We start from the raw sequence: 23,916 nt of genomic DNA, 5'->3' as shown, positions 1-23,916 counted from the left end.
GCGATCAGCCCCGGTCCAGCCGAGACGCCTTTTCGGCGATGCCCGAACGACCGGTGCGGCGTTCAAGCTCGTTGAGCACATCGCTCAGCGGAATGCCCGCTACGCCAAGAACGACAAGCCAATGATAGATGAGATCGGCGCTTTCCGAAACAAGCGCGTCCCGGTCGGCGCTGACGGCTGCGATCACCGTTTCGACTGCCTCTTCGCCGAGTTTCTGCGCTGCCTTGCTCATGCCACGCTGAAAGAGCTTGGCCGTCCACGAATCCGGATCGCCGGAACGTGCGCGTTCGCCAATAATCTTCTCCAGATCGGAGAGCGAGAACTCGGTCATGACGGCGTTTACAGCCTCTTCTTAGCCGGAAAGGCTCTAGGACCGATTACCCGGCGAGTCCAGCCGCATCGGCAGTCCGGCCTGAGCCATGTGCAGCTTGGCTTCGGCGATGCTGTAGGTGCCGAAATGGAAGATCGACGCCGCCAGCACCGCGCCGGCATGGCCGTCGCGAATGCCTTCGACAAGGTGGTCGAGCGTGCCGACGCCACCGGAAGCGATGACCGGCACGCGTACGGCATCGGCGACCGCGCGGGTAAGGGCTATATCATAGCCGGCCTTGGTGCCGTCGCGGTCCATCGATGTCAGCAGGATCTCGCCGGCGCCGAGGTCGACCACTCGCCGAGCGAACTCGACGGCGTCGATGCCGGTCTTCTCGCGGCCGCCATGGGTGAATATCTCCCAGCGATCAGCCTCGTTCGCAGCGGACACTTTCTTGGCATCGATGGCGACGACGATGCACTGGTTGCCGAATTTGTCGGCAGCCTCGGCGACAAAATTTGGGGTCTTCACCGCCGCCGTGTTGATCGACACCTTGTCGGCGCCGGCCAGTAGCAGCTTCCTGATGTCGGCGACCTGACGGACGCCACCGCCAACGGTCAGCGGCATGAAACATTGTTCGGCGGTGCGGGCGATGACATCGAAAATGGTCTCGCGGTTTTCCGACGAGGCGGTGATGTCGAGAAAGCAGAGCTCGTCGGCGCCGGCCGCGTCATAGGCTTTTGCCGCTTCGACGGGATCGCCGGCATCGACCAGGTCGACGAAATTGACGCCCTTGACGACACGGCCGTTCTTGACGTCGAGACAGGGGATGACGCGGGCTTTCAGCATCAGATCCTCTCGATCGCCGCAAGAAAGTCGACAAGCAGCTGGCCGACGACGGGCGGAACTTCGGACTGGGAATCAAAGGCCGGGTCGTAGGCCGAGAGCGTCACACCGACAATCGGGATTGACCTGGCCAGTCCGCAGGCAAGCTGCCGCAGCTGTTCCGGACTCGGGCCGCCCGGGTGCGCGTAGCGGTTCACCTGCAGCACATCCGGATCGAGGACATCCAGGTCGAGATGCAGATGCGCCCGCACAGTCCCTGTCGCCGTGAGCTTTCCGATCATATCGAGTGCACCGGCACATTCGGTGCGCACGATCGGCAAAGTTTCCAGCAGTCGCTTTTCGTCGGGATCGAGGTCGCGGGCATCGACCAGCATGCAGCGCGCCGGGTCTATCGGCCAGAACCCCGGAATTGCTGCCGCCATCGGATGCCAGCAGAGCCCGAGCGTCGCCGCCAGCGCCATGCCGTCGAGAAAGCCGTAGGCCGACGTCTCCGGCGTGTTGAGATCGCCATGCTGGTCGATCCAGATGATCGAATCCGCCGCTTCGCCGGCAACCGCACCGGCGGCGGTCAGGCAATTTCCAGCAAGGATAATGGGGAAGCGTCCTCCATCGCGGGCGAGGTTAACCTTGGTCGCGACGGCGTTGCAGACGGCGAAGCCGGTTGCAATTTCGCGCCCCTGCTCGTCTCCGACCTTGCCGATATCTTCGACGGCGACGTCATGGCCAGCCACGGTCAGGGCTTCGACCAGCCCACCGCCGACGATGGCGTCCGGCCCCTGGCCGCACCCTTCGTGATAGTGCCCGCTGTCGTAGGGAGCAACGATAATCGAGACCTTCACGTTTCACACCCTGCCATCGGTTTGCCACGCAGGATCGCCAATGCCTCGGCCGGGTCGATGCGGCCGTCGTAGAGGGCGCGGCCGGAGATCGCGCCTTCGAGCTTGCGGGCATCGGGCATGGTCATGCGCACGATGTCGGCGATCGAGGCGAGCCCGCCCGAGGCGATAACCGGGATCGACACCGCGTCGGCGAGATCGATGGTGGCGTCCCAGTTGATGCCAGTCAGCACACCGTCGCGGTCGATATCGGTGTAGATGATGGCGGCGACGCCGGCACCTTCGAATTTCCTCGCCAGTTCAATGACGCCGAGGCTCGAGGCCTCAGCCCAGCCTTCGACCGCGACCTTACCGCCCTTGGCGTCGATGCCGACAGCGATCTTGCCCGGGAATGCCTTGCAGGCCTGCCTGACCAGATCCGGATCGCGGACCGCCACGGTGCCAAGAATGACGCGGGCCAGCCCACGGTCGAGCCAGTCCTCGATCTGCGCCAGCGTGCGGATGCCGCCGCCGAGCTGCACCGGATTGCTCGTCGCCTTCAGGATGGCGCCGACCGCGGCACTGTTGACGCTCTGGCCCTTGAAGGCGCCGTTGAGGTCGACGACGTGCAACCATTCGAAGCCCTGCTCTTCGAAGACGCGCGCCTGAGCGGCGGGATCGTCATTGTAGATGGTGGCGGTCGCCATGTCGCCATGCCTGAGGCGCACGCATTTGCCGTCCTTGAGGTCTATCGCCGGAAACAGAAACACCTTCAGGCGCCTTCGACGATGACAAAGTGGCCGGTCGAGCCGGCGAGCCTGTACTTCAACGCCTCCTGGTATTCAGGCGAGCCGTAGCATTCCAGCGCCTTTTCATAGGATTCGAATTCCACCAGCACGTGGCGATTGCCTGCCGGTCCTTCCGGGCTGGTGTACCGCCCGGCGCGCACCGGGAACTTCGCGCCGTATTTCGCGAAAGCCGCGGCATTGGCCTCGATATATCGCTTGTAGATCTCGGGATCGCGGACATCGACCATTGCCATCCAATAGCCCTTCTTGCTCATGGTTCAGGGCCTCCAGCCTAGGAAATTGGTGATCAGCGCCAGGCCCAGCGCCTGGCTCTTCTCGGGGTGGAATTGCGTTCCGGCGAGGTTGTCGCGAGCGACAGCGGCCGTTACCGGGCCGCCATAGTCGGCAACCGCCAGCACCTCATCCTCCTTCCGTGCATCGAGATGGTAGGAGTGGACGAAATAGGCGTGCAGTCCCTTGCCACCCGTCGCAATGCCGGAAAACAGCGGATGCTTGCGCTTCAGGTCAATCGTGTTCCAGCCGATCTGCGGGATCTTCAGTGTCGGATCGGCCGGCGTGATCTCCTTGACGTCGCCGGCGACCCAGCCAAAGCCCTTTGTGACGGTCTTTTCCAGGCCTCGCTCCGACATCAGCTGCATGCCGACGCAGATGCCGAGGAACGGCCGAGCCTTGGCGATCGCCACCTCCTCGACCGCTTCCCACATGCCGGCGACCGCACGCAGTCCAGCGGCGCAATCAGCATAGGCACCGACGCCGGGCAGGACGATGCGGTCGGCGGTCCTGACCCGCTCGGCATCGGCGGTGAGTTCGATCGCGGCGGCAATACCGGCTTCATGCGCGGCACGCTCGAAGGCCTTGGTGGCCGAGCGCAGATTGCCCGACCCGTAATCGATGATCGCTACCCTCATCTCAGGGCTTTCCCGGAATATGGTTCAGCCCCAGCGCCAGGCCCATCTGCGCCGACCGGGCATGTGCTGCGTCTGGGACGATGCGTTGCACCGTCGGTTGTTCATCCGACTGAGCATCGGCTTCCAATGCATAGCGGAGGTCTGCGTCGTCGAGCCTGTCGGCCTCGACCACGCCCCATTCATGCCAGCCGCGACGGCGCAGGGCTGCGATCCGCAAGCCCTGCCCTTCCAGTCCGACAAAGAGCATGACAAGCAGGGATAAAAGCGAGCCGGTTGTTTCCAGGTCCAGCCTTTCGCCTAGCATCGAGAGCAGGCCCATGGCGACAAACGCCAATGCCGCCTCGACCCACAGCCGGTGCCAGGCCAGCCACAGCGGCGGCACCAGGAAGCCGAGCCAGGCAAAGCCGTCACGGATAAAGGTAGTGTCCACGCTTTCGCTGCGGCCTGGCGGCTTCATCACGACATAGATGGCCATGACTATCCTTTCAGGGATCCCTTGGTGGAGGGAACCGCGTCCGGCTGGCGCGGGTCGCACTCAAGCGCCGAACGCAACACACGCGCCACGGCCTTGAAGCAGGTCTCGGCGATGTGGTGGTTGTTGGCGCCGTAATGATTGGTGACATGAAGCGTGATGCCGGCATTCTGCGCCAGCGCGTGGAAGAATTCGCGCACCAGCTCGGTGTCGAACGTACCGATCTTCGGCGACGAGAACGAAACATTCCAGACCAGAAAAGGCCGACCGGAGACATCGATTGCCGCCCGCGTCAGTGTCTCGTCCATGGCGAGATCGATCGAGGCGTAGCGCATGATGCCGCGCCGCTCGCCCAACGCCTTGGCCAGCGCCTGGCCGAGCGCGATGCCCGTATCCTCGACCGTGTGGTGGTCGTCTATGTGCAGGTCGCCCTTGGCCTTCACGGTCATGTCGATCAGCGAATGGCGCGACAACTGGTCCAGCATATGGTCGAAGAAGCCGACGCCCGTCGAAATGTCGGATTTGCCCGAGCCGTCGACCTGAACCGACACGGCGATGTCGGTTTCCCTGGTCTTGCGGCTTATCTCGGCGGAACGGGGCGCCATGACCTCATCCTTGTCTCAGATTTGCACGGTTCAGGCGTTCACATGCCTGAAAACGAAAGCCTTCTAGCAGCATGATCCGGCGATTGCCAGTTACCGCTGCGGAGCACAGTCCGGCCCGGCGGATGGCCGGTTTGCAATCATCCGGCCTATGCATACATATGGCCGATCAAGTCACTCGTAACGCGCCGATCGCCTCGATGGGATCGGTGCTGATCGGAGCAGAAAATGTCGAATGAACTGACCATGCATGCCACGACCATCCTGACCGTGCGCAAGGGCGGCAAGGTGGTGATCGCCGGCGACGGCCAGGTCAGCCTCGGCCAGACCATCATGAAGGGCAACGCCAAGAAGGTGCGCCGCATCGGCAAAAGCGGCAATGTCATTGCCGGCTTCGCCGGGGCCACCGCCGATGCCTTCACGCTGCTGGAGCGGCTCGAAGCCAAGCTCGAACAATATCCCGACCAGCTGACACGTGCCTGCGTCGAGCTCGCCAAGGACTGGCGCACCGACCGTTATTTGCGCCGGCTGGAAGCAATGATGCTGGTGGCCGACAAGTCGGTGTCGCTGGCGCTGACCGGCACCGGCGACGTGCTGGAGCCCGAATTTGGCGTCATGGCCATCGGCTCCGGCGGCAATTACGCGCTGGCAGCGGCACGCGCTTTGATGGACAGCGACAAGGGCGCAGAGGAGATCGCCCGCAAGGCGATGCAGATCGCGTCAGACATTTGCGTCTACACAAACAACAACTTCGTCGTCGAAACCCTCGATGCCGCCTGAGCGGAGCCTCCGCTATGGTTTTCGGCCGGTGATCCAGAGGGACCTGCCGATGATCGCCGGCTGGCTTGCCGAGCCGCATGTCGCCGAATGGTGGAACGACCCAGAGACCGAGATTGCGGAGATCCGCGAGCATATCGACAGCATTTCGGTCGAGCCGCTGATTATCGAGCTCGACGGAAAGCCCATCGGCTATTTGCAGAGCTACGATCCGCATCTGGAGGACGGCCATCCCTATAGCGACCAGCCGTTCGGCACGCTCGGCATCGATCTGTCGATCGGCGTGCCGGGGCTTGTCGGGGTCGGCCACGGCTCGGCGATCGTCCGGCAGTTCGTCGAGCAGCTTTTCGAGGAAGGTACGCCGCGCGTCATCATCGACCCGGACCCCGCCAATGCACGGGCTATCCGGGCCTATGAAAAGGCCGGTTTCAGGGCTATCGATCGCAGGAAGTCGGAATATGGCGATGCCGTGCTGATGGCGATTGATGCCCCAGAGGGTGATACCTGACGCCGAACAGGGTGACGCAGAAGAGGGGCAATAGCAGCATGAGCGTATCCAGCGACAAAACCGTCTCGGCCTACGAAGACAGCTGGCGAATGGGGCTTCTGCTGGTTCTCGGCCTGGTCATCTTCCAGGCCGGGGCTCTCTACGGCATGGGGCGGACGCCGATCTGTACCTGCGGCTACGTCAAGCTGTGGCACGGCATCGTGCAGAGCTCCGAGAATTCCCAGCATATTTCCGACTGGTACAGCTTCTCGCACATCATTCACGGTTTCCTGTTCTATGCGCTGGCGTGGTTCCTTTTCCCGCGCTCGCCGATCGGGCTCAGGCTGGCCTTTGCGGTGGTTATAGAGGGCGGCTGGGAGTTGCTCGAGAACAGCCCTTTCATCATCGACCGCTACCGCGCCGGCACAATCTCGCTCGACTATTATGGCGACAGCATCATCAATTCGGTGTCCGACACGCTGGCCATGGTGCTGGGGTTTGTCATGGCGCGAAGGCTTCCTATATGGGTGATCGTGACCCTCGCCCTCATCTTCGAATTCGGTGTCGGCTATCTCATCCGGGACAATCTGACACTCAACGTGATCATGCTGCTGCATCCGTTCGAGTCCATTCGGCAGTGGCAAAGTGGAATTTAGTGACATGAGCACCTTCTCTCCCCGCGAAATCGTTTCGGAACTCGACCGCTTCATCATCGGCCAGAAAGACGCCAAGCGTGCCGTGGCGATTGCCTTGCGCAACCGTTGGCGCCGCCAGCAGCTCGAGGGCCAGATGCGCGAAGAGGTGATGCCGAAGAACATCCTGATGATCGGCCCGACCGGTGTCGGCAAGACCGAGATTTCACGCCGCCTGGCACGCCTTGCCGGTGCGCCTTTCGTCAAGGTCGAAGCCACCAAGTTCACCGAGGTCGGTTATGTCGGCCGCGATGTCGAGCAGATCATCCGCGATCTGGTCGAGATCGCCATCGGGCTGGTGCGCGAGAAGATGCGCGAGGACGTTAAGGCGCGTGCCCACATCAACGCCGAGGAACGGGTGCTCGAAGCGCTCGTCGGCAAGACGGCGAGCCCGGCCACCCGCGACAGTTTCCGCAAGAAGCTGCGCGACGGCGAACTCGACGACAAGGAGATCGAGATCGAAGTGGCCGATACCGGCAATGGCGGCATGCCTGGCTTCGAGATTCCCGGCATGCCGGGCGCCAATATCGGCGTGCTCAACATCAACGACATGCTGTCGAAGGCGATGGGCGGCAAGAAGACCAAGTTGCGCAAGACGACCGTCAAGGAATCCTACGGGCTGTTGATCAGCGACGAGTCCGACAAGCTGCTCGATCAGGACGAAGTGGTGCGCAGGGCACTCGAATCGACCGAGAATGACGGCATCGTCTTCCTTGACGAGATTGACAAGATCGCCTCGCGCGAAGGCGGCATCGGTGCCGGTGTTTCGCGTGAAGGTGTGCAGCGCGACCTGCTGCCGCTGGTCGAAGGCACCACGGTTGCGACCAAATATGGACCGGTGAAGACCGACCACATCCTGTTCATCGCCTCGGGTGCGTTCCACGTCGCCAAGCCCTCCGACCTGCTGCCGGAATTGCAGGGTCGCCTGCCGATCCGCGTCGAGCTGCGGGCGCTGGAGAAGGACGATTTCGTCCGCATCCTCACCGAGACCGAAGCCAGCCTGATCAAGCAGTATATCGCGCTGATGAAGACCGAAGGCGTCGACCTGGTCTTCACCGATGATGCGATCGATTCGTTGGCCGGCATCGCCGTGGACCTTAACGCCAGCGTCGAGAATATCGGCGCCAGGCGGCTGCAGACGGTGATGGAACGGGTGCTGGACGATATCTCCTATGACGCGCCGGACCGCAACGGCACCTCGGTGACCATCGATGCCGCCTATGTCGAGAAGCATGTCGGCGACCTCTCCAGAAACACGGACTTGTCGCGTTTCATCTTGTAGGAGACGCTTCATTCTCGAAGAGGGTCGGGGAATTGCTCCCGGCCTCCCCAATTTGGCCCAGCATTCCCGATGTGTGGCCAAATGGAAGCATCCGGCAAGCTTTTGTCCCGTCGGGTGCAGGCGTCTCTCGACTCCCGGTGGAGCATTACCTAGTTTGCCGGCGACTATTTGGGCGGCGGCGCATGAAAAAACTGATCCTCGTCATTTTGGGGCTGACGCTGGCGGCAGCCATGTTCGCCGCGCAAGCGGCAACGATGGTGCCGCCGGGCAACCGCAACACCGAGCAGCCGGACATACCGGGCGCTTCGAGCCGGCGCACCCAGGCGACCAACACCACCTTCCAGGCGAAATACCGCAAAGTCTTTGCGCTGCTCCAGAACGATGCCGAGTTGCGCGGCAAGATCAAGCAGGCAGCCGCGGCCTATGGCATCGACCCAATGCATATCGTCGGCGCCATCGTCGGCGAGCACACCTACAATGTCGATGCCTACGACCGGCTGCAGACCTACTACGTCAAGGCGATTTCGTATCTGTCGAGCAAGCTCTCCTTTGCCTATGATGGCGAGGATATCTCCGATTTCGTGCAGCGGCCGCAATTTGCGAAATGCGCAGGGAAGTCCGACAGCTACGATCTGTGGGAGTGCCGCGAACAGGTGTGGAACCGGTCGTTCCGCGGCAAGACCGTCGACGGCGAGAGCTTTCCCAACGACCGCTTAGGCGCCACTTTCTTCCAGCCTTATTATGCCGGCCAGACTTTTGGCCTTGGCCAGCTCAATCCGCTGACGGCACTGCAAATGAGCGACCTCGTGCACAAGGTTTCCGGCCTGCCGGAACTCGACGTCGGCGATCCCAACGCGGTCTACAAGACCATCATGGATCCTGACCTGACACTGCCTTATGTCGCAGCAACAATCCGGAAATCGATCGACGCCTATAGAAGCATTGCCGGCTTTGACATCTCAGGCAATCCCGGCATCACGTCGACGCTCTACAATGTCGGCAACCCCGAACAGCGCGCCTATGCGCTGAAGGCCGAGAACGACAAGCGCCGCGCTGCGGGCGAGCCGGAAAAACTGCCCGAGGAAAATTACTATGGCTGGCTGGTCAACGACAAGCTGCCGGAGCTGAAGGCGCTGTTTTAAGGCGAGCGTCGAGATTCAGGTTTCACCCACTTTTGGGCGTTGGCGCCGCCCCTCATTGCCCTGCCGGGCATTTCTCCCCATTTAGTGACGGGGAGAAAGAAGCCTGCGCCGATGGTTTCGCCAATCTCGAATGCGGCAGAAAGGGCGCCAACGCTCGTGACAGCCCCTTCTCCCCGTCACTATACGGGGAGAAGATGCCGGCAGGCAAATGAGGGGCGGCGCCAACCTCGACATTTGGCGCGGCGTTCATGCCGCCAGCAGCGACTTCAGCTTGATCGCCTGCGAGCCCAGCGCTTCCGGCGCCGGCCTTGCCTGCTTCGCAATCAGCATCTCGGCCAGCCTTATGTCGCGGGCGACCGCGTTGCCGGCGCCGATGCCGCTTGCCGCAACCAGCCTGCCGTCCTCGGCGAGGTGGAACAGGATGAAGGCGCCGTCGCCGAGGTCGCGGCGCACGATGCTGCGGCCTTCGTCCGACAGGCCGGCGATCTGCAAGGTCAGGCCGTACTGATCCGACCAGAACCACGGCACTGCGGCGTGGGCCTCGCCGGCGCCAAGCATATTCCTTGCGGCGAGCGCGCCCTGCTCCTGTGCGTTGCGCCAGGCTTCGAGCCGCACGCGCCGGCCGCCATAGAGGGCGAGCGGAAACGAACAGCAGTCGCCGGCGGCAAAGATATCCGGGTCGCTGGTGCGAAGCTCGGCGTCGACGGCGACACCATTGTCGACGGTCAGCCCCGCCTCCGCGGCAAGTCCGGTCACCGGCACGGCGCCGATGCCGATCACGGCAAGATCGGCGACAATGTCGTGTCCACCGGCGAGCGCGATGCGCACTTCGGCGCCATCATCGGCAATGGCGGCGATGCCCTCGCCGCACAGGATTTTCACGCCTTCCGCTTCATGCGCCTGATGGATAACCCCAGCGATCTCGGCTGGCACGCCGCGCATCAAGATGCGCGGCTGCGCCTCAATGATGGTGACCGCCGCACCCAGCCTGCGCGCCGCCGCGGCAAGCTCAAGCCCGATGAAGCCGCCGCCGACTATGGCGATGCGATTTCCGGCGCTGAGATGGGCGCGAATGGCCAGCGCGTCGTTGAAGGTCCGGAGGTAGACGCAGCGCCCGCCAAGGCCCGGCATCGGCAGCTTGCGCGGCACCGAACCGGTCGCCAGCAGGAGCTTGTCGTAGGCCAGGGCGGAACCGTCGGACAGGCGCACGACATGCGCCGTGCGGTCGATCGCCACAGCCAAAACCGAATGGATATGCCGGATAGAGCGCTCGGCCAGGATCGCGTCGCTGGCGATCGCCTTGATCAGGGGCGCGTCGGCAACCATCGCGTCTTTCGACAGCGGCGGGCGCTCATAGGGAAGATGCGGCTCGTCGCCGACCAGCGTCACCGGGCCATCATACCCGAGCTCGCGCAGCGCAAGGGCGGCGCGCCCGCCGCATTCGCCGGCGCCGATGATGACCATTCCCTTCGTCATCATCAACCGATCCGGACAAGGACTTTGCCGGCGTCGACTTTGACCGGATAAGTCCTGAGATCGACGCAGACCGGCGCGCCCCTGGCAGCCCCTGTCTTGTAGTTGAAGCGGCCATTATGCTTCGGGCATTCGATGATATCGTCCATCACCAGCCCGTCGGCCAGATGCACCTTCTCATGCGTGCAAAGCCCGTCGGTGGCGAAATACCCGTCGTCGGGGCTGCGATAGATGGCAAAGGTGCGGCCGCCATGGTCGAAGCGCATCACGTCCTCTTCGTCGATGTCCTCGGCGTCACAGGCCTCGACCCAGTCGCTCATTTACGGGTCCCTCGATGTTTGGTGCGTTGGCATGGGCTTGTCATTCAGCAGCCACCGCAACAGCAGCGTTATCGCTGTGGAAATCCTCGCGATAGGGCCTCGCCGTCGGCGGCAGTTCGCGCTTGATGAAATAATCCTCATTGCGCAGCTGGCGCAGGAAAGCCGGTATCATCTCGCGGTAGCCGGCCAGGATGGATGGTGTCGGCGCCGGCAGATCGTGCTTGATCAGTTCGTGCAGCCTGGGCAGCGCGTGATAGGGCACCATGGGAAACATGTGATGCTCGACGTGGTAGTTCATGTTCCAGTAGATGAAGCGGCTTATCGGGTTCATGTAGACGGTGCGGCTGTTGAGCCGGTGATCGGTGACGTTTTCAGCCAGGCCGCCATGCTGCAGCAGGCCGACCATGACATGGTGCCACGCGCCGTAAAGCCTGGGCAGCCCGACCAGCATCAGCGGCAGGAACGAGCCCGTGTAGAGCGCCAGCGCAATGGTCGCGGCATAGATTGTCGTCCAGATGCGGGCAATGCGAATTGCCTTCGGCTGCTCCTGGTCGGGAATGAAGGTTCTTTCGGCCGGACTGACGATACCGGCTGCATTGCGCAGCATGTCGCTCATCGCATGCCAGGCGTCAAGAATGCCGACGAAGTTGAGCACCACGCGCAGCAGATCGGGCGGACGCATCACCGAGATCTCCGGATCGCGGCCGACTATGATGGTATCGGTATGATGTCGCGTGTGGCTCCAGCGCCAGGTCACCGGGTTGCGCATGATCATGAAGCAGGCGACCTGATAGACCACGTGGTTCATCCACTGCGTCCTGAAAGCGGTGCCGTGGCCGCATTCGTGCCAGCGTGAGTCGGTGGAGGAACCGTAGAGGACGCCGTAGACGAAGAAGAACGGCACGCACCACCAGCTGCCCCAGAACCAGGCGGCGCCGGCGCCGCTGAGGATCATGGTGCCGAGCCAGATGATGGTGTCGCGGATCGCCGGGCCGTCGGAGCGCTGCATCAGCTCCTTCATCTGCTTGCGCGGCACGTCGGTGTGATACCACTCGGCCGCCGCCAGCCCGCTCTCGACGGCAAGCTTCGCGTCGCGGCCGATCAGGCTGTAGTCGCGTCGGGACGCTGCTGCGGAGCTCGTATTCCCGGTTCGGAGTCCAATATCCACCATAGCGGAGGCCTCGATCATATTCGGTCAGCGTTCAAAATAACGCCGACCCCTGATAGGCTCAATATCACAAAGATAGTTTCTATCATTTTCCCTCAGAATGGTGTAAAAGGGCCAAACAGTGGAATGAGGCAGCGATGGCGAAACGGCCGACGATCACCGACCTGGCGCGCATTTCGGGGGTCAGCGTTGCCACCGTCGATCGAGTGCTGAACAACCGCTTGCCGGTGCGCGAGGAAACCGCGCGCCGCGTCTATGAGGCCGCGACCAGCATCGGCTATCACGCAGCCGGATTGATCAAGCAGCGGATGCGCCATGAATTGCCCGAATACCGGCTCGGGTTCCTGCTGTTGAGGCGGGAGGACGTCTTCTACAGCGAATTTGCCCGCGAGCTTGAACTGGCGGTATCGCAGTCGCCGCGCTTTCGCGGCGTGGCGACCATCGACTTCGCCGCTTCGCTGGCGCCGGACGAGATCGTCGAGCGGATGCGCAAGCTGGCCGCCAAATCCAGGGCCGTCGCCCTGGTCGGGCCTGATCACCCGACGCTGACGGTCGCCGTCGAGGCTCTGAAAGCCAATGGCGTACCGGTGTTCTCCCTGCTTTCCGACTTTGCATCCGGTATTCGCGAGGGCTATGTTGGCCTGGACAATCGCAAGGTCGGCCGCACCGCTGCCTGGATGATCTCGAAGGCCGCGAAGAGACCTGGCAAGGTTGCCCTCTTCGTCGGCAGCCATCGCTTCCATGGCCATGAGCTCCGCGAGATCGGTTTTCGCTCCTTCTTTCGCGAGCAGGCGCCGGAATTCACTCTCCTCGAGACGTTGGTCAATCTGGAAGCGAACCAGATCACGCATGATGCAATGATCGAGCTTCTGGCCCGCCACCCTGATCTCGCCGGTTGCTATGTCGCCGGTGGCGGCATGGAAGGCGCGATCTCGGCGCTGAGGGAGGCAAAGCCGGCTGAGATGCCGGCGGTCGTCTGCAACGAGATCACGCCCGACTCCCGCGCGGCGCTGGCAGATAATTTCCTGACCATGGTGATCTCGACGCCACTGGCGGCGCTTTGCCGCGAGCTTGTCGGGCTGATGGCGCATGCCATCGAGACCGGCGCTGCGAATGCGCCGGGCCAGACCTTTCTGCCCTTCGACATTTATCTGCCAGAAAACATCTGACGTCGCGGTCATCGGCGGCAGACATGATGTAATCTATCAGAATGCTTTCAGGCCTCGCTTGCCTGAGCGTCCGTCCAAAAGCGCTCGAAATGCCGAAAATCCATTCCTCATGGCGAAATCTCGCTTGACGCCCACGCGAAATGGAATAAATATTTCACCATCTGAGCATTTTGGTTCTTTCGTTCCGGAAGATCTGTTTCAGGCAAATGCCTCCGGAACCAAAAATGGCAATCGGGAGAGAATTCCCTGCGAGATCGGGGATTCCGGGTAGATCGGTGCAGCCGGACACCAATGTGGAGGAGAAATAAAATGAAAAAACTGCTTTTGGGCGTCGCGTTCGCGGCGCTGATGAGTTCGTCCGCCTTTGCCGCCAAGATCGGCGTGTCGATGGCGTTGTTCGACGACAATTTTCTCACCGTGCTGCGCAACGGCATGATTGAACAGGCCAAGGGCATGGACGGCGTCGAGCTGCAGGTGGAGGATGCGCAGAACGACGTCGCCAAGCAACTCGACCAGATCAAGAACTTCGCCGCCTCAGGCGTCGACGCCATCATCGTCAACCCGGTCGACACCTCGGCGACCCAGGCGATGTCGGACGCAGCCGCCGCTGCCAAGATTCCACTGGTCTATGTCAATCGCGAGCCGGTCAACGTCGACAAGCTGCCCGAAAACCAGGCCTTCGTCGCCTCGAACGAAGCCGATTCCGGCACGCTCGAGACCAAGGAGGTCTGCCGCCTGTTCAAGGAGGCCGGCAAGACTGAAGCCAATGTCTATGTGATCATGGGCGAGCTGTCGAACCAGGCAGCGGTGCAGCGCACCAAGGACATTGATGACGTGATCGCCACACCGGAGTGCAGCTTCATCAAGATCATCGACAAGCAGACGTCGAACTGGAAGCGCGAAGAAGCGCAGAACCTGATGACCAACTGGCTGTCGACCGGCAAGCCGTTCGACGGCGTCATCGCCAATAATGACGAAAGCGCCATCGGCGCCATCCAGGCGATGAAGGCCGCCAACATCGACATGAAGTCGGTTGTCGTCGGCGGGGTCGACGCTACCCAGGATGCGCTTGCCGCGATGCAGGCGGGCGACCTCGATGCGACGGTGTTCCAGGACGCGGCCGGCCAGGGTGCCGGCGCGCTTGACGCGGCGCTCAAGCTGGCGAAGGGCGAGAAGGTCGAGCACAAGGTCTACATCCCGTTCCAGCTGGTCACGCCGGCAAATATCGACAAGTTCCTGAAGAAGAACTGAGGCGGACCTGTCCGATACGGAGCGGCGCGCCAAAGTAAGACAGCGCCGCTCCGCTTTTTCCCTCTCGGCCTGAACAGCGCCGAGTGGAGACCGTGGCTGACGGAGGAAGCACGATTGGCACAGACATCTCACGGCGTCGGCGGGCTCAGCTATGATGCGAAACGGCGCGCATGGCCGGCCGAATTCAACGTCTTCCTGGCGCTCGTCATCCTGGTCGGCGCTTTCGAGCTGATCGGCCGGGTTTTCCTGGGCGACAGCTTCCTGTTCAATACCCGCGACAATATCGATGCGATCTTCAACGAAGCGCGCCTGCAGATCATCATCCTGCAGGTGTCGATCGTCGGCATTATTGCCATCGGCGTGACGCAGGTGATCATTACCGGCGGCATCGACCTGTCCTCAGGTTCGATCGTCGGCGCCACGGCGATGATAGCCATGAGCTTCGCCCAGGTGGCGACGGTCAACGGCAACCCGAACCCCAAGGCGATGTTCATCGCCCAGGGCTGGACCGACCTGCCGGTGATCGTGCCCGTGCTGGTCGCGATCGGCTGCGGCCTGCTGGCCGGCCTGGTCAACGGCGCTTTGATCGCCTACACGCGCATCCCGCCGTTCATCGCCACGCTCGGCATGATGGTCACCGCGCGCGGCATCGCCAAATGGTGGTCAAAGGGGCAGCCGATCTCGTTTCCGACCGAGAGTTTCGCCGCCATCGGCAAGGGGCTGATGCCGGTCATCATTTTCATATCGCTCGCAGTGCTGTTCCAGCTGATCCTGAGTTACACCAAATATGGCAAGCACTGCTATGCGATCGGCTCCAATGAGGACGCCGCGCGCATGTCCGGCATCAACATCGCCAACCACAAGATCCTCGTCTACGTCATTGCCGGCGTCCTCGCCGCGCTCGCCGCCGTGGTGCTGAGCTCCAAGAATCTCACCGCCCAGGCCGGCATGGGTGTAATGTACGAGCTCGATGCGATCGCCATGGCGGTTATCGGCGGTGTCTCGCTGTCGGGCGGCCGCGGCTCGATCATCGGAACGGTGATCGGCTCGCTGATCTTCGGCGTGATCATCTCCGGCTTCACCTTTCTGCGCCTCGACGCCTATTATCAGGAGATGGTCAAAGGCGTGATCATCGTCGGCGCAGTCGTTCTCGACCAGTGGCGCCAACGCCTGCGGGCAATGAGGGCTTGATCATGTCGGACATCGTCCTGAAGACCGAAAACCTGACCAAGTATTATGGCGGCGTCCATGCGCTGGAGGGTGCCGACTTCGAGCTGCGCAAGGGCGAGCATGTCGCTATCATGGGCGACAACGGCGCGGGGAAATCGACCTTCGTACGCCAGATCACCGGCGTCGAGCAGCGCACCAGTGGCAGGATGTGGTTCGACGGCAAGGAAGTGAATTTTGCCGGCCCCATCGAAGCCCGCGAGGCAGGCATCGAGACGGTGTTCCAGAACCTGGCGCTCGCCGACGACCTCGACGTGCCGTCGAACCTGTTCCTCGGCCGCGAGCGGGTGCTGTTCAATCTCGGGCCCTTCTCGATCCTCGATCGCAAGTTCATGCGCAAGGCGACCGAGGCAGCCTTGGTCCGGACAGCGGTCAAGATCCCCAATCTTTCCAATACTATCCGCCACATGTCGGGCGGCCAGCGCCAGTGCGTAGCAATTGCCAGAACCGCGACCTTTGCTTCCAAGCTCATCATCATGGATGAGCCGACGGCGGCACTCGGCGTGCAGGAGACGATGCAGGTCGAAAACATCATCCGCACGCTGAAGGAGAATGGCGAACCGCTGATCCTGATCTCTCACAACATGCGCCAGGTGTTCGACCTGGTCGACCGCATCGTCGTTTTCCGGCGCGGCCGCATCGTCGCCAATTTGCGCAAGCAGGACACCGACGGCAACGATATCGTCTCCTACATCACCGGCGCCAAGACCGGGCAGGCGGAACTTGCGGCGTAACGGCCAACGCCGAGCCACAGGCGCTGACACGCCCTCCCTTCCGAACCATCCTCAAAGGAAAACTCTTCATGCCTCTTCGCTTTGCTCTTCTCGGTGCCGGCCGTATCGGCAAGGTCCATGCTCGCGCCGTCGGTTCCAATCCTGAGGCCAGGCTGGTCGCAGTTGCCGACGCCTTCGAGAAGGCGGCGACCGATCTGGCCTCTGCCTACGGCGCCGAAGTGCGCAGCATCGATGCCATCGAGAAGGCCGGCGATATCGATGCGGTCGTCATCTGCACGCCGACCGATACCCATGCCGATCTGATCGAACGCTTCGCCAAAGCGGGCAAGGCGATTTTCTGCGAAAAGCCGATCGATCTCGACGCCGGCAGAGTGGAAGAATGCCTGGCCGTCGTCGACAAGGCCGGCGCCACCCTGATGGTCGGCTTCAACCGCCGCTTCGATCCGCATTTTGCCGCCGTGCGCAAGGCGATCGACGACGGCGCCATCGGCACTGTCGAAATGGTGACAATCACCTCGCGCGATCCCGGCCCGCCGCCGCTCGACTATATCGGCCGCTCGGGCGGCATCTTCCGCGACATGACCATTCATGATTTCGACATGGCGCGCTTCCTGCTCGGCGAGGAGCCGGTGGCGGTCAGCGCGCATGCTTCGGTGCTGGTCGACAAGAAGATCGGCGAGGCCGGCGACTTCGACAGCGTCAGCGTCATCCTCGAAACTGCCTCCGGCAAGCAATGCGTTATCTCCAACTCGCGCCGCGCCACCTACGGCTACGACCAGCGCATCGAGGTGCATGGCTCGAAAGGCATGATTGCGGCCGAGAACCAGCGGCCGGTGTCGATCGAACTGGCCAATGAGAAAGGCTATACGCGGCCGCCGCTGCACGATTTCTTCATGACCCGTTATCTCGACGCTTATGCCAACGAGATCGCTGCCTTCATCGCGGCAGCGACGTCAGGCAAGAAGGCGGCGCCGAGCGGCAAGGACGGGCTGGTGGCGCTCAGGCTGGCGGATGCGGCGCTGAAATCGGCCAAGGAAGGCAAGACCGTCCGCCTCGACAAAACAATCTGACTATCAAGCACAGGAGCAAGGCGATGAACGGTTCAGCCGGTCGCAATTCCGAAACACGCGCCATCGTCACCGGCGGCGCACAAGGCATCGGCTTTGCCGTCGCCGAAGCGCTGGCCGATGAGGGTTGCCGGGCGCTGGCGCTGATCGGCCGCTCGCAGGAGAAGGGCGACAAGGCTGTCGCCATCCTCAAGGGGGCAGGCGTCGATGCCATCTTCATCAGCGCCGACGTCTCAAAAGTGGCCGACTGCAAGCGTGCGGTCGAAACGGCGATTGGCCATTTTGGTTCCGTCAACGCGCTGGTCAACGCCGCTGCCACCTCGGCTCGCGGCTCGCTGGTCGAGACCTCCGAGGATCTGTTCGACCAGATATTCCAGACCAATGTGCGCGGCCCGTTTTTCCTGATGCAGGGCGTGGTGGCGCATTTGCTGGCGCGCCAGGTACCGGGCTCGATCGTCAATGTGCTGTCGATGTCGGCGCATTGCGGCCAGTCGTTCCTGGCGCCTTATTCGTCAAGCAAGGGAGCGCTGGCGACACTCACCAAGAATGTCGCCAATGCCTATCGCGGCAATCGCATCCGCTGCAATGCGGTGCTGCCCGGCTGGATGGACACCGAAGGCGAGGCGATCGTGCAGAAGAAATGGCACGACGCCCCGGACGACTGGCTGGAAAGGGCCGAGGCCGCGCAGCCGATGGGTCAATTGGTGAAGCCGGCACAGCTTGCCCGGTTGATCAGCTATATGATCAGCCCGCAGTCCGGCGTCATGACCGGGTCGCTGGTCGATTACGACCAGAGCGTCGCCGGGTCGTCGCCGGAATAACGCCGGCAAGTCTAGCGGAACGCTTCGTCATCCACGGGCGGAGCAAGGAGCGCAGCGACGCGGCGCAGACCCGAGGATGACGAAGTTCGGGGGGCTTCAGCCAATCGCGAATGGGCTGGAGTAAACCTCCTCCTCACCAGGCACGTGACAAGCGCATCCGCATCGACTATATCAGCCCTCATGATCAACCTGACCGCCACATATTGGTACTTTATGAGCTCGCTGGCGGCGGGAGGATTGCGCTCGATCTGAAGATTGCAGCAACAATATCCGAACAGCCGCCAGACCTGGCGGCTTTTTTGTTTCAGCCGGCAGGTCTCCCAATCAGGAGCATAAGCCGTGTTGACGACCACAGACGATCTTCGGGTCAAAGAAATAAGGGAATTGAGCACGCCGGACGAGGTGATGCGGGAGATACCGCGCACGCTGACGGCGACGCGCACCGTTGCCGCGTCACGCAATGCGATCCACGCGGTGCTGACCGGCACCGACGATCGGCTGGTGGTCGTCGTCGGCCCCTGTTCAATCCACGACCCGGCCGCCGCCGTAGACTATGCCAGCCGTTTGGCATCGCTGCGTGAAAACCTGTCGGACCGGCTGGAGATCGTGATGCGGGTTTATTTCGAGAAGCCGCGCACGACGATCGGCTGGAAGGGCCTGATCAACGATCCCGACCTCGACGGCAGCTTCAACATCGACAAGGGTCTGCGGATGGCCCGCAACGTGCTCTCGGCGGTCAACAATCTCGGCCTTCCCTCAGCGACCGAGTTCCTCGACATGACAACTCCGCAATACATTGCCGACCTCGTCGCCTGGGGCGCGATCGGCGCGCGCACGACCGAGAGCCAGATCCACCGCGAACTCGCATCAGGCCTGTCCTGCCCGGTCGGCTTCAAGAACGGCACCGACGGCAATTTGCGGATCGCGGCCGAGGCGGTGAAATCCGCCGCCCAGCCGCACCATTTCATGGCGGTGACGAAAGGTGGGCGCAGCGCCATCGCGACGACCACCGGCAACGAGGACTGCCACGTCATCCTGCGCGGCGGCATTGTGCCCAACTACGACGCGGCAAGCATAGCTGCTGCCTCCGCTGAGCTCGGCCGGATCGGCGTGGCACCTCGGCTGATGATCGATGTCAGTCATGCCAACAGCAACAAGAAGCCGGAAAACCAGCCGCTGGTGGCGGCTGACGTGGCGGGCCAGATCGCGGCAGGCGACGAGCGCATCATCGGCGTCATGATCGAGAGCAACCTTGTCGCCGGCCGGCAGGATGTCGTGCCCGGCAAGCCGCTCCTCTATGGCCAGAGCATCACCGATGGCTGCATCGACTGGGCGACCACCGAGACCGTGCTGCACGGCCTTGCCGACGCCGTCGAGCAGCGCCGGTCGGTGCGCCGCGCCATAATCGCCGGCCGGCCAGGAGCCGCCTGAGGCAGCCAATGCCGGCCCTGGCCCTTCTCCCCTTGTGGGAGAAGGTGGATCGGCGCGCAGCGCCGAGCCGGATGAGGGGTGCTGGAAGAAACTCGGCGCAAAAATATTGAGGGATTTTAAGCGTTTATTTCTTCGCTGTAGCGATCCGTCCAACACCCCTCATCCGACCGAGCTTCGCTCGGCCACCTTCTCCCACAAGGGGGGAAGGGGAGACCAGCGCGGGCTTACTACCGCACCTCCATCCAGCGCTGTTCCGCGAACGAGCGCGCCATCGCGTGCACCGTGCGCTCGATCTCCAGGCCTTCGTCGAAATCGATGATCCGCGCCGGCTTGCCGGCAAGTCGCGTCAACAGTTCCCGGCATTCGATAATCTTGAGGTCATTAAAGCCAAGGCCGTGGCCGGGCGCCGGCAGGAAGGCATCATAAGGCTTATGATGCGGCGCCACGAGGATGGTGCGATAGCCTTGCTCGGTCGGCCGGTCGGCCGTCAAATAGAGTTGGAACTCATTCATCCGCTCCTGGTCATACAGTATCGAGCCCTTCGAGCCAAAAATCTGGATGGCGATCCGGCCTTTGCGGCCCCAGGCCGAACGGTTGACCAGCAGCGTGCCGGCGATGCCGTTTTCGAGATGCATCAGGATGCTCGCGATGTCGTAGGTCTCGACCGCGCGGCGCCCGCCCGAGGCGACGCGGCGGTCGGCATAGGGTTTGGCCATGTCGCACATGACGCGGGCAACGCGGCCGAACAGTATGGCGATGAGCGACAGCGGGTGCACGGCGAAATCGTCGAGCGCGCCGTAGCCGGACGCCGCCTCGTGCTTCCAGAAGAACAGCGCCTCCGGATCGGCCATGAAGTCCTCGTCCATCTCGATACGCAGATGGTTGACCTCGCCGATGATCTTCTCGTCGAGCAGCGCCCCGATATGGCGGATCGCTGGGTTCTGGATGTAGTTATAGCCCAGCGCGGCGACCTTGCCGGACTTTTGGGCCGCCGCAGCCATTGCTTGCGCCTCCGCAAAATTCGGCGCCATCGGTTTTTCACACCACAGATGCTTGCCGGCTTCGAGGATGGCGATGGCCATTTCCGGGTGGAACTGGTTCGGCGTGGTCAGCGAGATGACATCGACATCCGGGTCGTCGACGACGGCGCGCCAGTCACCGGACGCCTTGGCGAAGCCGAATTCGCTGGCACGGCGTTTGGCAAGATCCTCGTTGACCTCGCCCAGATGGACCAGCCTTGGCTTGGCCACATCGGGAAAGACGGTGCCGACCGCGTTCCAGGCAATGGCGTGGCACTTGCCCATGAAACCCGTGCCGATAAGACCTACCCCGACCATCCGCTTGCCTCCCTGTGCGCAAAATTTGTGTGGATGAATTAGTCCATTTTGTCTGCAGATGGAACGCTTGTCTCATTTTTTATGGTGTTCTTGCACAGGCCCGCTATGATGGGCCACAGAGGGAACCAGACGATGAGCCTGGGCGGAGCGACGATGGACGAACGGGTGCCGCGCGATTTCGAGACGCTGCGGGCGACGATACTGGAGCGGCGTCAGAGCCTGCCGAAACGTATCGCCCAGATCGCCGCCTATGCGCTCGACAACCCAGACGATATCGCCTTCGGCACCGCTGCCAGCATCGCCGCTTCCGCCGGTGTCCAGCCTTCGACCCTGATCCGCTTTGCCCAGCAGCTTGGTTTTGATGGTTTCACCAGCCTGCAGTTGGTGTTTCGCGAGCGCCTGCGCGAGCGCAACTCATCCTATGATGAAAGGCTGGCGGCATTGCGCGCCAAGGCCGAGGAAGGCGCCGGCCACCGCGCGATTTTCGACGGTTTTGTTGCCGCAGCCAGTACCTCGCTCAACGACATTTCGCGCACGCTGAATGAAGACCATTTCGAAGATGCGATCACCGTGCTGGCCAAGGCCGAAACCATTTACGTGCTGGCCAAGCGGCGCTCCTACCCGGTCGCCTCCTATATCGCCTATGCATTGGGCAAGCTCAAGATCCGCAACCAGCTGATCGAATCGGCCGCCGGCCTCAATGCAGAGATGATCGGCTTTGCCTCCCCAAGGGACGCCGTGATCGCCATCAGCTTTTCGCCCTATGCCCCGGCCACCATCGAGGAGGCGCGCGTCATTTCGGAGCAAGGCGTGCCGATCGTGGCGATTACCGACAGCTCCTTTTCGCCACTCGCCCAATTCGCCAGGGTCTGGTTCGAGGTCGCCGAGGCCGATTTCGCCGGCTTCCGCTCGCTGTCGGCGACGATGGCTTTGGCTATGGCGCTGACCGTCGCGGTCGGCGAGAAGCGGCGCGACAGCGGCCGCAAGCGCAAGCCTTAGATCACCTCTATTGCCGTTTCGCCTTCTGCCGAAAGCCGCGCTGCGTCGCGGGCGGGCGGCGACCCGAACTGGCGGGCATACTCCCGGCTGAACTGGGAAGCACTCTCATAGCCGACGGCGAAGGCGACACGTGCGACGTTGCCCGGCTGGGCAATCAGCAGATGGCGGGCTTCCAGCAAGCGGATTTGCTTTTGATACTGGATTGGGCTCATGGCCGTCGCCGCCTTGAAGTGACGATAAAACGCAGCACTGCTCATACGGGCAATCTCGGCCAGGTCGCCGACCCGGACCGGCTGATGGGGATGCGAACGGATCCAGGCGATCGCCCGGCCAATCCGGGACAGATGGCCATCGGCGCGCGCAAGTTCACGAAGCTTTCCGCCTTGGGAGCCTTGCAGGAGCCGAAACAGCATCTCTCGCTCGATCATGGTCGCGAGCACGGGAATCTCCGCTGGCCGGTCAAGCAGCCGCATCATTCGACGCAACGCGTCGAGCAGGTCGTCATCAGCGGGAGAGGTGGAGAAACTGTCGCCACTGAGGGCCGGCGCGTGCTCGACGAGGAGCGCGGCGACGGCCTGCAGGTCAAGGGTCAAGCCAATGGCCAGGTAAGGACGCGCCGCGCTCGCTTCGATTATCTGGCTGATGGTGGGCGTCTCGACAGTATAGATGAAATAGCTGGCCGGATTGTAACGAAGAGCCCGGTCGCCGATCAGAACCGTCTTCGCGCCCTGCAGTACGAATAAGATCCCCGACCCCCACACCCCTGGTATTGGCGCCGTGGCGACTTCGCTGCGGCCGATCGAAACGCGGGGAATCGCCGTTCTTGTTCTTCGCCCGCGCGCATGGCGGCCGGCGATCTCGATCAACTCCTGCAGCGCTTCGCTCATTGCGCCAGCATCGCGCATTCGCACCAGCTGCGCAACAGCGTGAGAGGATTAGGCAAGAACCGGAGAATTTCCGGCGCGCGGCGCCCGCTGTCTCGCGCCATTTGTGGGTCTTCCACAGCAAACATGGAGACACCGATATGACGACATCGAAAAGCGCGCTGGTGACCGGCGCCAACAAGGGTATAGGCCGTGAAATCGCCCGGCAACTGGCGACCAAGGGCTTCAAGGTCTGGCTCGGCGCCAGGAGCGCCGAACGCGGCATGGCGGCGGCGCAGGCATTGCGCGCCGAAGGCCTCGACGTGGAGTGGCTTGAGCTGGACGTCACGCGGGATGACAGTGTGAAGGCGGCAGCCGAGGCATTCAGGCAGGCCAGCCCCTGCCTCGACGTGCTGGTGAACAACGCCGGCGTCGCCATCAATTACGACCTGCCGCCGAGCCAGCAGCGGATCGCCGACATCCAGGCCACCTACGACGTCAATGTCTTCGGCCCGATCCGCGTGACCCAGGCATTCCTGTCGCTGCTGCTGGCAGCACCTGCTGCCCGGATCGTGATGGTGAGCAGCTCCACCGGGTCCATCGGCCGGGCGCTCGATCCCGCCACTGCGAACCACGCCGTTAACATGATGGGCTACGGCAGCTCCAAGACAGCGTTGAATGCCATCACGGTGGCGTTCGCCAGGGAGCTCGCGCCGCAAGGCATCAAGGTCAACGCCGCGGCGCCCGGCTACACAGCCACCGATCTCAACGGGTATAAAGGTCACCGCACGGTGCAGCAGGCGGCCGAGATCGCCATTCACCTGGCGACCTTGGACGCCGATGGCCCGACCGCCGGGTACTTCAACGATGATGGCCCGCTTCCTTGGTAAATCAGCTGGTTTCAGTGGTAGACA

Annotated in this window: 27 protein-coding genes; 14 read left to right on the top strand and 13 right to left on the bottom strand. The window is 62.6% G+C overall.

Features of this window, described 5'->3' with window-relative positions; translation table 11 throughout:
* Nucleotides 1-4: 4 nt before the first annotated feature.
* Genes NKH59_RS15045 through hisB form a run of 8 tightly spaced genes read right to left on the bottom strand, consistent with a single transcriptional unit; the run spans nt 5 to nt 4,765 of the window.
* The gene (locus tag NKH59_RS15045; RefSeq protein ID WP_352451663.1) at nt 5-331 is read right to left on the bottom strand and encodes a phosphoribosyl-ATP diphosphatase; all 327 of its coding nucleotides are present in this window, start codon (nt 329-331) and stop codon (nt 5-7) included.
* Nucleotides 332-367: 36 nt separating this feature from the next.
* Nucleotides 368-1,162, bottom strand: coding sequence for an imidazole glycerol phosphate synthase subunit HisF (gene hisF / locus NKH59_RS15040; RefSeq protein WP_353022284.1), 795 nt, complete (start codon nt 1,160-1,162; stop codon nt 368-370).
* Entirely contained in the window at nt 1,159-1,995 is an 837-nt protein-coding gene (locus NKH59_RS15035; protein ID WP_352472579.1) for an arginase family protein, read from the bottom strand. Before NKH59_RS15035 ends, hisF begins: the two co-directional genes overlap by 4 nt.
* A complete protein-coding gene (hisA, locus tag NKH59_RS15030) occupies nt 1,992-2,741 on the bottom strand; it encodes a 1-(5-phosphoribosyl)-5-[(5-phosphoribosylamino)methylideneamino]imidazole-4-carboxamide isomerase (protein ID WP_352472580.1) in 750 nt (249 codons plus the stop codon). Before hisA ends, NKH59_RS15035 begins: the two co-directional genes overlap by 4 nt.
* A 2-nt stretch (nt 2,742-2,743) precedes the next feature.
* Nucleotides 2,744-3,034, bottom strand: coding sequence for a DUF1330 domain-containing protein (locus tag NKH59_RS15025; protein ID WP_352472581.1), 291 nt, complete (start codon nt 3,032-3,034; stop codon nt 2,744-2,746).
* A 3-nt stretch (nt 3,035-3,037) separates the two neighbouring features.
* Nucleotides 3,038-3,688 (bottom strand): imidazole glycerol phosphate synthase subunit HisH, encoded by a 651-nt coding sequence (hisH, locus tag NKH59_RS15020; protein ID WP_023677533.1) that lies wholly within the window; start codon nt 3,686-3,688, stop codon nt 3,038-3,040.
* A 1-nt stretch (nt 3,689) separates the two neighbouring features.
* Entirely contained in the window at nt 3,690-4,163 is a 474-nt protein-coding gene (locus NKH59_RS15015) for a DUF2628 domain-containing protein (RefSeq protein ID WP_352451667.1), read from the bottom strand.
* A 2-nt stretch (nt 4,164-4,165) separates the two neighbouring features.
* Nucleotides 4,166-4,765 carry an imidazoleglycerol-phosphate dehydratase HisB gene (hisB, locus tag NKH59_RS15010; protein ID WP_353022258.1) on the bottom strand — a complete coding sequence of 200 codons (600 nt, stop codon included), beginning with the start codon at nt 4,763-4,765 and terminating at the stop codon, nt 4,166-4,168.
* A 225-nt stretch (nt 4,766-4,990) separates the two neighbouring features.
* On the opposite strand from hisB, the gene hslV reads away from it, so the two are divergent.
* From hslV to NKH59_RS14985, 5 genes are all read left to right on the top strand, one after another.
* Nucleotides 4,991-5,542 (top strand): ATP-dependent protease subunit HslV, encoded by a 552-nt coding sequence (gene hslV / locus NKH59_RS15005; protein ID WP_352472584.1) that lies wholly within the window; start codon nt 4,991-4,993, stop codon nt 5,540-5,542.
* Nucleotides 5,532-6,047, top strand: a complete 516-nt coding sequence (locus NKH59_RS15000; protein ID WP_353022256.1) for a GNAT family N-acetyltransferase — start codon at nt 5,532-5,534, stop codon at nt 6,045-6,047. Before hslV ends, NKH59_RS15000 begins: the two co-directional genes overlap by 11 nt.
* 38 nt (nt 6,048-6,085) lie before the next feature.
* Nucleotides 6,086-6,682, top strand: a complete 597-nt coding sequence (locus NKH59_RS14995; protein WP_352780865.1) for a DUF2585 domain-containing protein — start codon at nt 6,086-6,088, stop codon at nt 6,680-6,682.
* Nucleotides 6,683-6,686: 4 nt separating this feature from the next.
* The gene (gene hslU / locus NKH59_RS14990) at nt 6,687-8,000 is read left to right on the top strand and encodes an ATP-dependent protease ATPase subunit HslU (RefSeq protein ID WP_254815924.1); all 1,314 of its coding nucleotides are present in this window, start codon (nt 6,687-6,689) and stop codon (nt 7,998-8,000) included.
* 182 nt (nt 8,001-8,182) lie between these two features.
* Nucleotides 8,183-9,142, top strand: coding sequence for a DUF1402 family protein (locus NKH59_RS14985; RefSeq protein WP_023677526.1), 960 nt, complete (start codon nt 8,183-8,185; stop codon nt 9,140-9,142).
* 246 nt (nt 9,143-9,388) lie between these two features.
* Here NKH59_RS14985 and NKH59_RS14980 read toward each other — a convergent pair whose 3' ends face one another.
* The 3 genes from NKH59_RS14980 to NKH59_RS14970 are packed head-to-tail and all read right to left on the bottom strand — an operon-like array spanning nt 9,389 to nt 12,106.
* Nucleotides 9,389-10,618, bottom strand: a complete 1,230-nt coding sequence (locus tag NKH59_RS14980) for an NAD(P)/FAD-dependent oxidoreductase (protein WP_353022282.1) — start codon at nt 10,616-10,618, stop codon at nt 9,389-9,391.
* Nucleotides 10,619-10,620: 2 nt separating this feature from the next.
* The gene (locus NKH59_RS14975) at nt 10,621-10,935 is read right to left on the bottom strand and encodes a MocE family 2Fe-2S type ferredoxin (protein WP_352454826.1); all 315 of its coding nucleotides are present in this window, start codon (nt 10,933-10,935) and stop codon (nt 10,621-10,623) included.
* A gap of 40 nt (nt 10,936-10,975) precedes the next feature.
* A complete protein-coding gene (locus NKH59_RS14970) occupies nt 10,976-12,106 on the bottom strand; it encodes a fatty acid desaturase family protein (protein ID WP_352850020.1) in 1,131 nt (376 codons plus the stop codon).
* Between the two features lie 134 nt (nt 12,107-12,240).
* Here NKH59_RS14970 and NKH59_RS14965 point away from each other — a divergent pair, with 134 nt between their 5' ends.
* From NKH59_RS14965 to NKH59_RS14935, 7 genes are all read left to right on the top strand, one after another.
* Nucleotides 12,241-13,272: a LacI family DNA-binding transcriptional regulator gene (locus NKH59_RS14965; RefSeq protein WP_023677522.1), complete on the top strand. Its 1,032-nt coding sequence runs from the start codon at nt 12,241-12,243 to the stop codon at nt 13,270-13,272.
* 309 nt (nt 13,273-13,581) lie between these two features.
* Nucleotides 13,582-14,523 (top strand): sugar ABC transporter substrate-binding protein, encoded by a 942-nt coding sequence (locus tag NKH59_RS14960; protein ID WP_352614967.1) that lies wholly within the window; start codon nt 13,582-13,584, stop codon nt 14,521-14,523.
* A 114-nt stretch (nt 14,524-14,637) separates the two neighbouring features.
* Nucleotides 14,638-15,714, top strand: a complete 1,077-nt coding sequence (locus tag NKH59_RS14955; RefSeq protein WP_292655972.1) for an ABC transporter permease — start codon at nt 14,638-14,640, stop codon at nt 15,712-15,714.
* 2 nt (nt 15,715-15,716) lie between these two features.
* Nucleotides 15,717-16,484 carry an ATP-binding cassette domain-containing protein gene (locus tag NKH59_RS14950; protein WP_023677519.1) on the top strand — a complete coding sequence of 256 codons (768 nt, stop codon included), beginning with the start codon at nt 15,717-15,719 and terminating at the stop codon, nt 16,482-16,484.
* 68 nt (nt 16,485-16,552) lie between these two features.
* A complete protein-coding gene (gene iolG, locus NKH59_RS14945; RefSeq protein ID WP_352919907.1) occupies nt 16,553-17,554 on the top strand; it encodes an inositol 2-dehydrogenase in 1,002 nt (333 codons plus the stop codon).
* A 23-nt stretch (nt 17,555-17,577) separates the two neighbouring features.
* Entirely contained in the window at nt 17,578-18,372 is a 795-nt protein-coding gene (locus NKH59_RS14940; RefSeq protein WP_352682250.1) for an SDR family oxidoreductase, read from the top strand.
* A gap of 339 nt (nt 18,373-18,711) precedes the next feature.
* On the top strand, nt 18,712-19,803 hold the full coding sequence (locus NKH59_RS14935; protein WP_353022254.1) for a 3-deoxy-7-phosphoheptulonate synthase: 1,092 nt from the start codon (nt 18,712-18,714) through the stop codon (nt 19,801-19,803).
* A 227-nt stretch (nt 19,804-20,030) separates the two neighbouring features.
* On the opposite strand, the gene NKH59_RS14930 is transcribed toward NKH59_RS14935, so the two are convergent.
* Nucleotides 20,031-21,140, bottom strand: coding sequence for a Gfo/Idh/MocA family protein (locus NKH59_RS14930; protein WP_353022252.1), 1,110 nt, complete (start codon nt 21,138-21,140; stop codon nt 20,031-20,033).
* A gap of 153 nt (nt 21,141-21,293) precedes the next feature.
* Between NKH59_RS14930 and NKH59_RS14925 the strand changes: the two genes are divergently transcribed.
* Nucleotides 21,294-22,139 (top strand): MurR/RpiR family transcriptional regulator, encoded by an 846-nt coding sequence (locus NKH59_RS14925; protein ID WP_352540037.1) that lies wholly within the window; start codon nt 21,294-21,296, stop codon nt 22,137-22,139.
* Here the strand turns inward: NKH59_RS14925 and NKH59_RS14920 are convergent.
* Entirely contained in the window at nt 22,136-23,026 is an 891-nt protein-coding gene (locus NKH59_RS14920) for an AraC family transcriptional regulator (protein ID WP_353022250.1), read from the bottom strand. The two genes, NKH59_RS14925 and NKH59_RS14920, sit on opposite strands and share 4 nt — an antisense overlap.
* Nucleotides 23,027-23,163: 137 nt before the next feature.
* On the opposite strand from NKH59_RS14920, the gene NKH59_RS14915 reads away from it, so the two are divergent.
* The gene (locus NKH59_RS14915; protein WP_353022248.1) at nt 23,164-23,892 is read left to right on the top strand and encodes an SDR family oxidoreductase; all 729 of its coding nucleotides are present in this window, start codon (nt 23,164-23,166) and stop codon (nt 23,890-23,892) included.
* Nucleotides 23,893-23,916: the final 24 nt, after the last annotated feature.

This window comes from Mesorhizobium sp. M0998 (assembly GCF_040318885.1).
Lineage (GTDB): Bacteria > Pseudomonadota > Alphaproteobacteria > Rhizobiales > Rhizobiaceae > Mesorhizobium.
Note: the sequence above shows the minus strand (reverse complement) of the source record. Positions and strands in the feature narration are given on the sequence as shown.

What these genes read in the sequence shown, in the direction of transcription:
- NKH59_RS14915 (WP_353022248.1), top strand. Translation starts at nt 23,164, where the DNA reads ATGACGACATCGAAAAGCGCGCTGGTGACCGGCGCCAACAAGGGTATA.
- NKH59_RS14925 (WP_352540037.1), top strand. Translation starts at nt 21,294, where the DNA reads ATGGACGAACGGGTGCCGCGCGATTTCGAGACGCTGCGGGCGACGATA.
- hisB (WP_353022258.1), bottom strand. Translation starts at nt 4,765, where the DNA reads ATGGCGCCCCGTTCCGCCGAGATAAGCCGCAAGACCAGGGAAACCGAC.
- NKH59_RS14985 (WP_023677526.1), top strand. Translation starts at nt 8,183, where the DNA reads ATGAAAAAACTGATCCTCGTCATTTTGGGGCTGACGCTGGCGGCAGCC.
- NKH59_RS14940 (WP_352682250.1), top strand. Translation starts at nt 17,578, where the DNA reads ATGAACGGTTCAGCCGGTCGCAATTCCGAAACACGCGCCATCGTCACC.
- NKH59_RS14960 (WP_352614967.1), top strand. Translation starts at nt 13,582, where the DNA reads ATGAAAAAACTGCTTTTGGGCGTCGCGTTCGCGGCGCTGATGAGTTCG.
- NKH59_RS14950 (WP_023677519.1), top strand. Translation starts at nt 15,717, where the DNA reads ATGTCGGACATCGTCCTGAAGACCGAAAACCTGACCAAGTATTATGGC.
- NKH59_RS14965 (WP_023677522.1), top strand. Translation starts at nt 12,241, where the DNA reads ATGGCGAAACGGCCGACGATCACCGACCTGGCGCGCATTTCGGGGGTC.
- hisH (WP_023677533.1), bottom strand. Translation starts at nt 3,688, where the DNA reads ATGAGGGTAGCGATCATCGATTACGGGTCGGGCAATCTGCGCTCGGCC.
- NKH59_RS14980 (WP_353022282.1), bottom strand. Translation starts at nt 10,618, where the DNA reads ATGACGAAGGGAATGGTCATCATCGGCGCCGGCGAATGCGGCGGGCGC.
- NKH59_RS15015 (WP_352451667.1), bottom strand. Translation starts at nt 4,163, where the DNA reads ATGGCCATCTATGTCGTGATGAAGCCGCCAGGCCGCAGCGAAAGCGTG.
- NKH59_RS14930 (WP_353022252.1), bottom strand. Translation starts at nt 21,140, where the DNA reads ATGGTCGGGGTAGGTCTTATCGGCACGGGTTTCATGGGCAAGTGCCAC.
- NKH59_RS14995 (WP_352780865.1), top strand. Translation starts at nt 6,086, where the DNA reads ATGAGCGTATCCAGCGACAAAACCGTCTCGGCCTACGAAGACAGCTGG.
- NKH59_RS14970 (WP_352850020.1), bottom strand. Translation starts at nt 12,106, where the DNA reads ATGGTGGATATTGGACTCCGAACCGGGAATACGAGCTCCGCAGCAGCG.
- iolG (WP_352919907.1), top strand. Translation starts at nt 16,553, where the DNA reads ATGCCTCTTCGCTTTGCTCTTCTCGGTGCCGGCCGTATCGGCAAGGTC.
- hslV (WP_352472584.1), top strand. Translation starts at nt 4,991, where the DNA reads ATGTCGAATGAACTGACCATGCATGCCACGACCATCCTGACCGTGCGC.
- NKH59_RS15025 (WP_352472581.1), bottom strand. Translation starts at nt 3,034, where the DNA reads ATGAGCAAGAAGGGCTATTGGATGGCAATGGTCGATGTCCGCGATCCC.
- NKH59_RS15000 (WP_353022256.1), top strand. Translation starts at nt 5,532, where the DNA reads ATGCCGCCTGAGCGGAGCCTCCGCTATGGTTTTCGGCCGGTGATCCAG.
- NKH59_RS15045 (WP_352451663.1), bottom strand. Translation starts at nt 331, where the DNA reads ATGACCGAGTTCTCGCTCTCCGATCTGGAGAAGATTATTGGCGAACGC.
- NKH59_RS14975 (WP_352454826.1), bottom strand. Translation starts at nt 10,935, where the DNA reads ATGAGCGACTGGGTCGAGGCCTGTGACGCCGAGGACATCGACGAAGAG.
- NKH59_RS14920 (WP_353022250.1), bottom strand. Translation starts at nt 23,026, where the DNA reads ATGAGCGAAGCGCTGCAGGAGTTGATCGAGATCGCCGGCCGCCATGCG.
- hslU (WP_254815924.1), top strand. Translation starts at nt 6,687, where the DNA reads ATGAGCACCTTCTCTCCCCGCGAAATCGTTTCGGAACTCGACCGCTTC.